This window comes from Bauldia sp., assembly GCF_965232525.1.
In the GTDB taxonomy this organism is placed as follows: Bacteria; Pseudomonadota; Alphaproteobacteria; order Rhizobiales; family Kaistiaceae; genus Bauldia.
In genome coordinates this window covers 38807-50688 of record NZ_OZ246980.1, presented here as the reverse complement: position 1 = coordinate 50688, position 11882 = coordinate 38807, and the positions used below count along the sequence as shown (strand labels likewise).

11 protein-coding genes and 1 pseudogene are annotated in these 11882 nt (G+C 65.2%); 10 read left to right on the top strand and 2 right to left on the bottom strand.

Annotation, left to right across the window (positions count from 1 at the left end; translation table 11 throughout):
- Positions 1-15 precede the first annotated feature (15 nt).
- Complete coding sequence (locus tag ACO076_RS00225; protein WP_421724730.1) at positions 16-1113, bottom strand: polyamine ABC transporter substrate-binding protein; 1098 nt, start codon at positions 1111-1113, stop codon at positions 16-18.
- A 169-nt stretch (positions 1114-1282) separates the two neighbouring features.
- Between ACO076_RS00225 and ACO076_RS00220 the strand changes: the two genes are divergently transcribed.
- The 6 genes from ACO076_RS00220 (at position 1283) to ACO076_RS00195 (ending at position 8470) form a co-directional block, all read left to right on the top strand.
- Positions 1283-2677: a glutamine synthetase family protein gene (locus tag ACO076_RS00220; protein WP_421724729.1), complete on the top strand. Its 1395-nt coding sequence runs from the start codon at positions 1283-1285 to the stop codon at positions 2675-2677.
- Positions 2674-3981 (top strand): NAD(P)/FAD-dependent oxidoreductase, encoded by a 1308-nt coding sequence (locus ACO076_RS00215; protein WP_421724728.1) that lies wholly within the window; start codon positions 2674-2676, stop codon positions 3979-3981. The genes ACO076_RS00220 and ACO076_RS00215 overlap by 4 nt, the downstream gene beginning before the upstream one ends.
- A 694-nt stretch (positions 3982-4675) precedes the next feature.
- Positions 4676-5386: a CerR family C-terminal domain-containing protein gene (locus tag ACO076_RS00210; RefSeq protein WP_421724727.1), complete on the top strand. Its 711-nt coding sequence runs from the start codon at positions 4676-4678 to the stop codon at positions 5384-5386.
- The gene (locus ACO076_RS00205) at positions 5383-6339 is read left to right on the top strand and encodes an HlyD family secretion protein (protein ID WP_421724726.1); all 957 of its coding nucleotides are present in this window, start codon (positions 5383-5385) and stop codon (positions 6337-6339) included. The genes ACO076_RS00210 and ACO076_RS00205 overlap by 4 nt, the downstream gene beginning before the upstream one ends.
- Complete coding sequence (locus ACO076_RS00200; RefSeq protein ID WP_421724725.1) at positions 6336-7286, top strand: ATP-binding cassette domain-containing protein; 951 nt, start codon at positions 6336-6338, stop codon at positions 7284-7286. The genes ACO076_RS00205 and ACO076_RS00200 overlap by 4 nt, the downstream gene beginning before the upstream one ends.
- A gap of 77 nt (positions 7287-7363) precedes the next feature.
- Positions 7364-8470 carry an ABC transporter permease gene (locus tag ACO076_RS00195; protein ID WP_421726638.1) on the top strand — a complete coding sequence of 369 codons (1107 nt, stop codon included), beginning with the start codon at positions 7364-7366 and terminating at the stop codon, positions 8468-8470.
- Positions 8471-8520: 50 nt separating this feature from the next.
- On the opposite strand, the gene ACO076_RS00190 is transcribed toward ACO076_RS00195, so the two are convergent.
- Positions 8521-8961, bottom strand: a complete 441-nt coding sequence (locus tag ACO076_RS00190; RefSeq protein WP_421724724.1) for a GNAT family N-acetyltransferase — start codon at positions 8959-8961, stop codon at positions 8521-8523.
- 40 nt (positions 8962-9001) lie between these two features.
- Between ACO076_RS00190 and ACO076_RS00185 the strand changes: the two genes are divergently transcribed.
- From ACO076_RS00185 to ACO076_RS00170, 4 genes and pseudogenes are all read left to right on the top strand, one after another.
- Positions 9002-9451, top strand: a complete 450-nt coding sequence (locus ACO076_RS00185; RefSeq protein ID WP_421724723.1) for a YbgC/FadM family acyl-CoA thioesterase — start codon at positions 9002-9004, stop codon at positions 9449-9451.
- A gap of 199 nt (positions 9452-9650) precedes the next feature.
- Positions 9651-10361: a protein TolQ gene (gene tolQ, locus ACO076_RS00180; protein ID WP_421724722.1), complete on the top strand. Its 711-nt coding sequence runs from the start codon at positions 9651-9653 to the stop codon at positions 10359-10361.
- A 6-nt stretch (positions 10362-10367) separates the two neighbouring features.
- A pseudogene (locus ACO076_RS00175) lies at positions 10368-10790 on the top strand (ExbD/TolR family protein); the annotation flags it as partial.
- Positions 10791-10904: 114 nt separating this feature from the next.
- A complete protein-coding gene (locus ACO076_RS00170) occupies positions 10905-11864 on the top strand; it encodes a cell envelope integrity protein TolA (RefSeq protein WP_421724721.1) in 960 nt (319 codons plus the stop codon).
- The last annotated feature ends 18 nt before the right edge of the window (positions 11865-11882 follow it).

Sequence of the window (11882 nt, the reverse complement as noted above, 5' to 3'; positions counted from 1 at the left end):
TATCGGAGCGCTCCGTTATGTGCCGCTCTTCACGGACGTCCACTCCCGGGTCACGACCCGCTGTACCCGCGGCGGATAGGCGGTGGTCGTGTAGAGCCGGCTGAGGGTTTCCTCATCCGGATAGATCGCCGGGTCGTCGATGACGTCGTCGTTAAGCAGCGGTTGCGAGGCGAGATTGCCGTTGGCGTAGTAGACGTAGTTGGAATTGGCCGCCGCCGATTCCGGCCGCATCATGAAATCGATGAAGGTATGGGCGTTGTCGACGTTGGGGGCATCGGCGGGGATCAGGAAGGAGTCGAACCACATCAGCGCGCCTTCCTTGGGAATGACGTACTCGATGGTCACCCCGGCGCCGGCTTCGGCAGCGCGGTCGCGGGCCTGGAGCACGTCGCCGGAGTAGCCGACGGCAAGGCAAATGTCGCCGTTGGCGAGTGCGTTGATGTACTCGGCCGAGTGGAATTTCTGGATGTAGGGGCGGATCGATTTGAGCAGCTCGCCCGCCTGACGGATGTCGTCGGTACGGCGCGAATCCGGATCGAGGCCCAGGTAGTTGAGCGCCGCCGGCATCAGCTCTTCGGAGGTGTCAAGCAAGTGGACACCACAATCGGCGAACTGCGACACGACGTCCGGATCGAAGATCATGTCCCAGGAATCAACCGGCGCGTCTGGCATGCGCGCTTCGATCATGTCGACATTGTAGCCAACACCGGTCGTCCCCCACATGTAGTTGACCGCATATTGGTTGCCCGGGTCATAGACCTCCAGCCGCTCGGTAATCGCCGGCCAGGCATTGACGACGTTCGGGATCTTGCCCTTGTCGACCGGTTGGAGCGTGCCGGCCTCGATCAGCCGCGACGCGCTGGAGGCGGAAGGGACGATGACGTCGTAGCCGGAGCCGCCGGCAAGCAGCTTGGTCTCGACGATCTCATTGTTGTCGAAGACGTCATAGACGACTCGGATGCCGGTCTCGTCGGTGAAGGCTCTGAGAACATCGCTGTCGATGTAGTCCGACCAGTTGTAGACGTTGACGACATTGCTCTGAGCGGCGGCGGTGCCGAGCGCGGTCAGCAGCGCCAGGCTGGCAACCGAGAACCGCAAATGAACTCCGGGCATGACAGAAACTCCGATGAGACATGTTTGGACGATTTTGAGGTCACGTTAATTTCAATTCTCAACACCCACAACTACGGAGTTGAGAGGACACACTGTCGCGCGCGCGGAGTTGCCCAGCCGGGCCAATACGCGCACAATCGGGCTCCCCTCAACAATCGACCGGTGTCCCGTGTCCGCTGACAATGTTTCTCCCCTGCCGACCGACAAGCCTGCCGCGTCATCGCTCGACGCTGCCCGGGCCTGGCTGAGCGAGCGCCATATCGAGGACATCGAGTGCGTCGTGCCGGACCTCGCCGGCGTCGCCCGCGGCAAGATGATGCCGGTCGGCAAGTTTCTGAGCGCGCCGGTGATGTCGATGCCGGGATCGATCTTCAATCAGACGATCTCCGGCGACTGGCCACGGGACACGGACGAGTTCCAGAACGACCAGGCCGATCGCGACGTGCTGCTTGAGCCGGACTTCGACACCCTGACGGTCGTGCCCTGGGAGGATGACCCGACCGCGCAGGTCATCCACGATGCCCGCCGGGCGCACGGCGCACCGGTCGAGGTGGCGCCGCGGCAGGTGCTCCGCCGCATCCTCGGCATTTACGAAGAAAAGGGCTGGCGGCCGGTGGTCGCGCCGGAGCTGGAATTCTATCTGATCCGGCCGAACACCGATCCGGACGATCCTGTCCGTCCGCCGACCGGTCGCTCCGGTCGGCCTGAATCGGCGCGGCAGTCGTATTCGATCGCGGCGATCAACGAGTTCAACGACCTGTTCGACGATATCTACGACTTCTCCGAGCAGCAGAACCTGGAGATCGACACCCTTATCCACGAGGAGGGGGCGGCGCAGATGGAGATCAACCTGCGCCATGGCGATCCACTGGCGCTTGCCGACCAGGTGTTCCTGTTCAAGCGCACCATCCGCGAGGCGGCGCTGCGGCGGGATATGTACGCTACCTTCATGGCCAAGCCGATGACGCGGGAGCCGGGCTCGGCGATGCACATCCACCAGTCGGTGAACGACGCGGTGACCGGCCGCAACATCTTTACCAACGAGGCGGGCGAACCGACCCAGGCGTTCTTTTCCTTCATCGGCGGCTCGCAGAAATACCTGCCGGCGGCCACCTCGATCTTTGCCCCTTACGTCAATTCCTACCGGCGCCTGCAACGCTACTCGTCGGCCCCGGTCAACACCGCCTGGGGCTACGACAACCGCACAGTCGGCCTGCGGGTCCCGAATTCGTCGCCGGCCGGGCGCCGGGTCGAGAACCGGCTGCCCTCATCGGACGCCAATCCTTATCTGGCGATAGCGGCGTCGCTGGCCTGCGGCTATCTCGGCATGGTCAACGGCACGCCCTGCACCGAGCCGGTGACCGGCGGCGCCAATCTCGACGAGATCGACCTGCCCCGCGGCCTCCTGGAAGCGGTGGCGCTGTTCGAGGACTGCGACGAACTGGTCGAACTGTTCGGCAATGAATTCGTCGACACTTATCGCGCGGTCAAGCAGGCGGAATTCGAGACGTTCATGCGGGTGATCAGCCCATGGGAGCGCGAGTACCTGCTGCTCAACGTATGACCGTCGGCCGCCGCGCTGTTGAGGGGGGGCGGCTGCCGGACGCGCCGTCGCTCTACGCCGCCTCGACCGATCCGGTGCCGGTCTATCCGCAACTCGTCGGGTCGGTGCGCGCCGATGTGGCGATCATTGGCGGCGGATTTACCGGGCTCTCCGCCGCGCTCCATCTCGCCGAGCGCGGTATTGACGCGGTGCTGCTTGAAGCCAACAGCGTCGGCTGGGGCGCTTCCGGCCGCAACGGCGGGCAGCTCCATTCCGGTCAGCGGCGCGATCAGGACTGGCTGGAAAAGCGGTTTGGGCTGGACACTGCCCGGCAGCTCTTGCAGTTGGGCGAGGAGGCCAAGGCAACCACCCTCGACCTGATCACCCGGTATCGCATCGACTGCGACTGGCGGCTCGGCCTGATCGATGCGGTGCACAGCCCACGCCTCGTCGACGACGAGCGCCGCTATGTGGACAAACTCCGATCGGACTACGGCTACGAAGCGGTCACCTGGCTGCACCGCGATGCGCTGGCCGAGACGATCAGCACCGAACACTACCATGGCGGTCGCCGCGACAACGGTGCCGGCCATCTTGATCCGCTGAAGTTCGCCCGCGGCCTGGCCCGAGCGGCGGCCGGCGCCGGTGCCCGCATCCTCGAAGACAGCCAGGTGACGCGCATCGTCCGCGGCCGCAGCTGGACAGTCGAGACGGCGGAAGGTCGGGTCGATTGCGAGACGGTGATCCTCGCGGGTAATGGCTATCTCGAAGGCATCGACAAGGAGGCCGAGGCCCATGTCATGCCAATCGACAACTACATTCTCGCGACGGCACCGATCGGCGCCGGTGCCGCCGGCGGGCCTATTCCCGCCGGCGAGGCGGCCTCGGATACACGGTTCGTGGTTTACTACTTCCGCCCGACCGCAGACGGCCGCCTGATCTTTGGCGGTGGCGAAACCTATGGACGGCGAGATCCCGCGGACATCGCGGCCTTCGTCCGCCGCCATTTCTTGAAGGTGTATCCCGATATGGCCGACACCCGGATCGATCATGCTTGGGGCGGCCGCCTGGCGATCACCACCAATCGGCTCCCCTTCATTCGCCGGCTCAAGCCCGGGCTCTACACCGCCGGCGGCTATTCCGGCCAGGGCGTGGCGCTGGCGCCGTTCGCCGGCAAGGTGATCGCCGACGCGATCGCCGACAATCCGGGTCGGTTCGATGCGTTCGCCGCCATCCCGCAGCGTCGCTTCCCCGGAGGCCGGCTCCTGCGTTATCCGGCGCTGGTCGCGGGCATGACCTGGTACGCTCTGCGCGACCGTCTGTAGCGGCGGAAGCCGCTGTCGATTCTTTCATGAAGAGGATTCCTCTGCCGCGGTTGGTTTGGTGTTTGGGGAGGGGTCAAGTCCACGCCCTCATGCTGAGGTGGCCGCGTAGCGGCCCTCGAAGCATGCACGACAGCGCAGCCATACGCGGTGGCGTCGTTCGTCTTTCGAGGCTCGGGCTAACGCCCTCGCATCCGCGATCGGGTTGGGGACGGGCTCTCAAGATGAGGGCGTTGGCATTTGACCTGAACCACCTGTCTGGGCGCTGAATCTGGTTCGACGCACCCTTCCAACACACCGACCAAACTTCCGCAGAGGGGTCCTTGCGGGGAGGGTCAGGAGGGGGGCGGGAGGAGAATCGCGCCGCATCTGGCCGTGGACGAAGGTCGCCGGCTCAACCCCCTCTGGCTCCGCAAGGGCCCGCTGCGCGACCCAAGCTCCGCCGTCTCCCTTACAAGGGTGGAGAGGGGCATTTGCCCGGCTACGCTCCGCCCGTCCGACCATCGGCGTTCGTTGCGCCGCGCCTGTCCCTGCCTCGCCTCTACGGTTCATACGATTGACTTAATCAATCAAACGTGTGATTGATATTGCGGCGGCATGGGGCGAACGGATGAAGACAATGGTCGATGATAATCGCGGGGCCCCGGTCCCCCAGAATCACGGCGGCGCGAATCCTCAGGGTTCGCCGGCGCCCGGCGTGGCGTCCGGTCAACCGAACAAGCCGGGGCGGCGGGTCGGGTCGCGCCATCACCAGCAAGCGCAGCGTGATCGCGGCGCCGAGACCCGGCAAAGGTTGATCGCCGCCGCCCTCGACGTGTTTGGCCGCTACGGGTTCGAGGGCGCGACCACCCGCCAGATCGCCAAGGCCGCCAACGCCAATCTCGCGGCGATCGTCTACCATTTCGGCAGCAAGGAGGCGCTGCATCTGGCGGTGGCCGAGTATATCGGCCAGCGGATGGGCGAAATGATCGGTCCGACGCTGGCTTCCGCCGCGACCGCGGAGGCGCTCGTCTCGCCGGAGACGGCGCGGGCCGCCCTGTTCCGGATCATGGGCACGTACATCGACATGATTCTCGGGGCGGACGAGGCGGAGCAGTTCGCCCGGTTCATCGTCCGCGAGCAGATGCAGCCGAGCGCCGCCTTCGATGTCATCTTCACCTTCGTCGGCGGCGCCCACGCGCTCGCCTGTCGGCTGGTGGCCCGCATCATCGGCGGCGAGGAGACCGACGACGCGGTGAAGGTCCGGGTCTTCACGCTGGTCGGCCAGATCCTCGTTTTTCGGGTCGCGCAGGCCGTCGTCTTGCGTACGACGGGCTGGGCATCGATCGGCGAAGCGGAGCGCGACATGATCCGCGACATGATCCTTTCCAACGCCGACGCGATCCTTGACAGGGAGATGGAACGATGAAGGCCCTGATCATCGCCGGCGCGGCGGTTGCCCTGGCGGCCTGCAATGGCGACGACGACACGCTGCAAGGCTATGTCGACGGCACCTATGTCTATGTCTCGGCGGAGACGTCAGGCCGGGTGATCGAACGGCCGGTGGTCGCCGGTGGCGTGGTTGCGGTCGATGACATCCTGTTCCGTCTCGACACGGCCGACGAAGCGGAGGCGCTGGCCGGGGCGCAAGCGCGCCTGGCGCAGGGCAAGGCGCAACTCGCCAACCTGCTTTCCGGACAGCGGCCGGAAGAGCTCCAGGTGATCGTCGCCGAACTCGACGAAGCGCGGGCCTCGTTCGATCTCGCCGAGGAGGAGTTTCAGCGGCAACTCCTGCTGCTCGAACGCGGGGTGGTGTCGCAGGCCGCGGTCGACAGCGCCAAGGCGAGCCGCGACGCCAATCTTGCCAAGGTGGAAGCGATGGAACGCCAGCTCGAAGTGGCCCAATTGCCGGCGCGTATGGAAGAAATCGAGGCCGCCGAACTGAACGTCGCAGCGCTGGAAGCCTCGCTCGCCCAGGCGCGGATCGCGCTGGAACGGCGAACGCTACGCGCCCCGGCCGGCGGATTCGTCGAGGAGACATTCTACGAGCCGGGCGAGATGGTGGCGGCCGGCCAGCCGGTGGTGTCGCTGCTTCCCGACGTCAACAAGAAAGTCCGCTTCTTTCTGCCCGAAGCGTTGCTCGCGACGGTCGAAGTCGGCGACACGGTAACCGTTGGCTGCGACAACTGCGCCGACGGACTGACGGCCATCGTCGACTTCATCGCCACCGACGCCGAATACACGCCGCCGGTGATCTACACCCGCGACAACCGGGAGAAGCTGGTCTTTCGGGTCGAAGCCCGACCGCAAAGCGAGGCGGTGACGCTCAAGGTCGGCCAGCCGGTAGACGTGCACCTCGTCGACGATGGAGGCACGTCGTGAACGGCGAGCCGATTATCGCCATCAACGGTCTGACCAAAAAATTCAGCGGCAGGACCGTCGTCGATCACATCGACATGACCGTGAATCGCGGCGAGATCGTCGGTTTCCTAGGGCCCAACGGTTCCGGCAAGACGACCACCATTCGCATGATCTGCGGCCTGCTGCGGCCTGACGACGGCAGCGGTGAATGTCTGGGCTACGACATCCGGACCCAGGCCGATCTGATAAAGCTCGAGGTCGGCTATATGACCCAGCGGTTCTCGCTCTACGAGGACCTGACCATCCGCGAGAATCTCGATTTCGTCGCCCGCCTCTACGATCTGAAGCCGCGCGCCCAGTTTGTCGACGAGACGCTGGAGCAACTCGGCCTCACCGATCGGCAACATCAGCTCGCCGGCACGCTCTCCGGCGGTTGGAAGCAGCGACTGGCGCTGGCAGCCTGCATCATGCACCGGCCACAATTGCTGCTGCTCGACGAGCCGACCGCCGGCGTCGATCCGCAGGCGCGACGCGAGTTCTGGGACGAGATCCACGACCTCACCGCAAAGGGGCTGACCGTGCTGGTTTCGACCCACTACATGGACGAGGCGGAGCGCTGTCACCGGATCGTCTACATCGCCTATGGCAGCGTGGTCGCCCGCGGCACGGTCCCGGAGGTGATCGCCGATTCCGGCCTCCATACCTTCGTCGTCACCGGCGGCGATATCAATGGCATCGCCAAGCGACTGAAGGGGTCACCCGGCGTCGATCAGGTGGCGTCTTTCGGCAACGACCTGCACGTGGTCGGCACCGACGAAGGTCTGCTCAAGCAAAGCGTTGACGAGGCGATCGCCGGTACCGCCGCCAGGGCCGAACCCGACGAGACCAGCCTCGAGGACGTCTTCATCCGCCTGATGAACCAGTCGGCCGACAATTTCGGCGGCGAGGGCATGGGGCCGACCCAATGACCGCCGCCGAGACCTCGGTGCCGGTTGCCGCCAAGGCGAATTCCGCCAAGCTGCGGTTCTTCTCCTGGTCGCGGGTCATGGCGATCATGGTGAAGGAAGTGATCCAGATGCGCCGCGATCGACTCACCTTCGCGATGATCATCGGTGTGCCGATCTTGCAACTGGTTCTGTTCGGCTACGCCATCAACACCGATCCCAAGCACCTGCCGACCGCGGTGATCGTCGGCGACAACGGCTCGGTCGCCCGCGCCATCGTCACCGGCATGCAGCTTTCGGATTACTTCGAGGTCGACCAGGACGCGACGACGGAGGCGCTTGCCCGCCAGAAGCTCGAGCGGGGCGAGGTGACCTTTATCCTGACCGTGCCACCCGGATTCCACCGCCAACTGGTACGCGGCGAGAATCCGCAGCTGCTATTGGAAGCCGACGCTACCGACCCAGCGGCAACATCGGCGGGGGTCGCATCGCTCAGCCAGATCGTCACTACCGCGATCACGCCGCTGACCACCGGCCCGCTGGCCTCGCTCGCGCCAGGTACGCTGCCGATCGATGTCGTCGTGCATCAGCTCTACAACCCGGAAGGTATCACCGCCTACAACATCGTTCCCGGCCTTCTCGGCACCATCCTGACGATGACCACCATCCTGATGACCGCGCTGGCGCTGACGCGCGAGGTCGAGCGCGGCACCATTGAAAATCTGATGGCGATGCCGGCCCGGCCCTACGAGATCATGCTCGGCAAGGTGGTGCCCTATATCGTCTTCGGCTTCGTTCAAGTCGGCGTCATTCTGATCGCCGCGGCGCTGTTGTTCGCCGTGCCGATGCAGGGGCCAATGGCGGTGCTGCTCGGTGTGACGCTGCTGTTCATCGCCGCCAACGTCATCCTCGGCTACACCTTCTCCACCATCGCCCGCAACCAGATGCAAGCGATGCAGATGACGTTCTTCTTCTTCCTGCCGTCGATCCTGCTGTCCGGCTTCATGTTCCCCTTCCGCGGCATGCCGGACTGGGCGCAGGTGATCGGTGAGATCATCCCGCTGACCCATTACCTGCGGGTGGTGCGGGCGGTGATGCTGAAGGGCGTCGGCCTGGCGGAAGTCAGCAGCCAAATCTGGCCGCTGCTGATCTTCACCGCGGTGGTGGCGACCATCGCCTTGGTGCGCTACCGGCGGACCCTGGACTAGGTTGATCCAGCAGCCGTGGCGGATCGCGGTGTTGACGTCGATACGGTGTCTCAGCCGTCATCCAACGTCCGACCGAAACGGAGCCCAGTCTGCGCGTAGCCGATGCCCTGGTAGAAGGCGTGCGCATCCTTGCGGCGAAGGTGTGAGGTGACACTGACCCGAGACACCCCGGCCGTGCGAAACCAGGTTTCGATCGCGGCGGCGAGTTGGCGGCCGACACCTCTACCACGCACGGTTTCACTGACCACCAGGCTGATGATCTGTCCGACCGGCGCATCGTCGTGAAGGCCGGGCACAAGATATCCGGCTACCATGCCGACCACCTGCCCTCCATCGGTCGCAATCAGCGTCTGGTGGTCGGCGCGATCGGTGAGCCGGGCGAGGCGGACCGCCATCTGGTCGGGGCTGGCAGGGTAGCCAAGCGCGGTCATCAGCGCCGCCATGTCGCTGGCGTCGTCGCCCGTCGGGGGCCTTATCGCAATGTCGCCCACGAACTATCCTTCCTCATGAGAATCGCGATCAGGGGGATGCATGGGACAGGACTGGCCCGATCTCGCCGGCCGGCTGGTGCCCGGCGGCCATGTGCTGCCGGTACGAATCTACTTCGAGGATACCGACTTCTCGGGCGTGGTCTATCACGGCAGCTTTATCCGCTTCATGGAGCGCGGCCGCTCGGACTACATCCGGCTGCTCGGCATCGGCCATACGGCGCTGGACGATGGTGAGCACGGCGAACGCCTCGCCTTCGCGGTGCGCCGCATCACCATCGATTTTCTCAAACCGGCGCGGATCGACGACCTGATCGAGATTCACACCGAACCAAGCCAGTTGGCCGGCGCTCGACTGATCCTGCGTCAGACCGCCCGACGTGGCGAGACGGTTCTCGCCGAGGCCGACGTCACCGTCGTTCTGATCACGCCGGAAGGTCGTGCGCGACGGATTCCGGATGGCGTCCGCGAGCGACTGGCACCGACTGGATAACCACGCGTTAACCATGATAGGCGTAACTCGCCTTTGGGGATTCTGGGGGTTCGCGAAAGGCCAGTGGCCCTCGTTTAGACAAATTTGACCGCGACAGGCGTCGCGTTCGGTTGGCTGGCATGAAGCATCGGCCCGAACGGTCAAACTTGCCGGTTGTCGATCGCGGTCCCCGTGTCGTCCTGGCCACTATGGAGTCGCTATGCCGGTTGATGGAGTGACGGAGGCGGTGCTGGTGTCGCCGGCCGACATCTCGTTGATCTCGCTCTTTCTTCAGGCCCACATCGTCGTCAAGGCGGTCATCATCGGTCTGATCCTGGCGTCCGTCTGGACATGGGCGATTATCATCGACAAGGCGCTGCTCTATTCGCGCTCGCGGCGGCAGATGGACCGGTTCGAGAAAGTGTTCTGGTCGGGTCAGTCGCTTGAGGACCTTTACCGCTCGCTGACCGGTCGAACGCCCGTCGGTATGGCGTCGATCTTCGTGGCGGCGATGCGGGAGTGGAAACGCAGTTTCGAGGCGGGCGCCCGTTCGCCGATCGGGCTGCAGAGCCGGATCGATAAAGTCCTCGACGTCACCATTGCCCGTGAAACCCAGCGGCTTGAGCGGCGATTGCTGTTTCTCGCAACGGTTGGTTCCGCTGGGCCGTTCATCGGTCTGTTCGGTACCGTCTGGGGGATCATGACCAGTTTCCAGGCGATCGCGGCCTCCCGAAACACCTCGCTGGCGGTCGTGGCGCCCGGCATCGCAGAAGCGCTGCTCGCCACGGCGCTCGGCCTGGCCGCCGCCATTCCCGCCGTCGTCGCCTACAACAAGCTGTCCGCCGATGCCGGCAAGCTCGGCCAACGCCTCGCTGGCTTCGCCGACGAGTTCGCCGCGATCCTGTCGCGCCAAGCCGACGAAAGAGGGTAACCGGCGATGACATCCTCACTCGATCCACCCGGCGAGTTTCGCGTTCGGCGCCGCCGGCGCGCCGTTAAGCCGATCAACGAGATCAACGTCACGCCGTTCGTCGATGTGATGCTGGTGTTGCTCATCGTCTTCATGGTGACGGCGCCGCTGCTCTCAGCCGGCGTGCCGATCGACCTGCCGGACGCGCCGGCCAGCCCGCTGGCGGTGGAGAAGGAACCGGTTTCTGTGTCGGTCGATCCCGATGGCCGGATCTTCGTCATGGAGGAGGAAGTGACGATGGCCGGGCTCGTGCCGCGGCTGAACGAACTGACGACCGGACCGGAAGAGCGCATTTACGTGCGCGGCGATCGCTCCGCCAATTACGGCATGATCCTCCAGGTAATGGGGACCATCAACGTCGCCGGGTTCACAAGGATCGGTCTGATCTCGGAACCTCAGTCGGTTTCCGAACCCGTACCGGCCGCCGACCTTGAGCCGGCCGCGACGGTCGCGGACCCGCCCGTGGTTCCCGACCTGCCGTCTATTCCTGATCCCTGATCCGCCATGAGCACCGGGTTCACGGTCTCGGTCGTTGGCCATCTGGTCCTGGTCGGCTGGGGACTCATCACCTTCAGCTCGTTCGAGCCGCTGGACGCCAGCGATATCGAAGGCGTGCCATTCGAGTTCATTCCCATCGACGACATCACCCAGATTCCGATCGGGGTCGAGATCGCCGAGGTGGTGGAAGAGCCGGAGGTTCCAGCGCCGCCCGAGGAGGAACCGCCTCTGGAGGAGGAGCCGCCGGCGCCGGAACCCGTCGAGGAACCGCCACTACCGGAGCCACCGGAGCCCGAACCACCGCCGGAGCCGGAACCCGAACCCGAACCGCTTCCCGAGCCGGAGCCAGTTCCCGAGCCGGAGCCAGTTCCCGAGCCCGAGCCGCCGGAGCCTGAACCAGAACCGGTCGAAGAGGAACCGCCGCCGGACACTGAGCCGGAACCCGAGCCACAACCCGAACCGGAGCCCGAGCCAGAGCCTGAACCGGAAGAGCCGCCGCCGGAGGAAACGGCCGAGGCGGTGCCGCCACCGTTGCCGCGTGCTCGGCCTGAGCCGCCCGAGGAGGAGCTGACCGATCAGATCGCCGCCTTGCTCGACACCGACGATCCGCCGTCCGCCGCCGATCCGTCGATTGGCGCGGTAACCGGCTCCCAGTCTCCGGAGATTGGCCAGACCGAGATCGATGCGCTGCGAGCGCGGCTTGCGCGGTGCTGGGCGCTGCCGCCGACTCGACCGGATCCGGCGGAGCTCCGCGTCAAGATCAAGATGTTCCTCGGTCCCGACGGCAATCTCAGCCGGCCGCCGGAGGTTGTCGAGTATCGCCCGAGTGCGATCGGCGAACTCGCCGCCAACGCGGCGCGGCGGGCCGTCGAGCAATGCGCGCCATACAATCTCCCACCGGCGAGCTATGATAGCTGGAAAGAGATCATCATGACGTTCGATCCAAGGGAGATGTTTGGTGGCTGACCGAGGGACCCGGCCGGG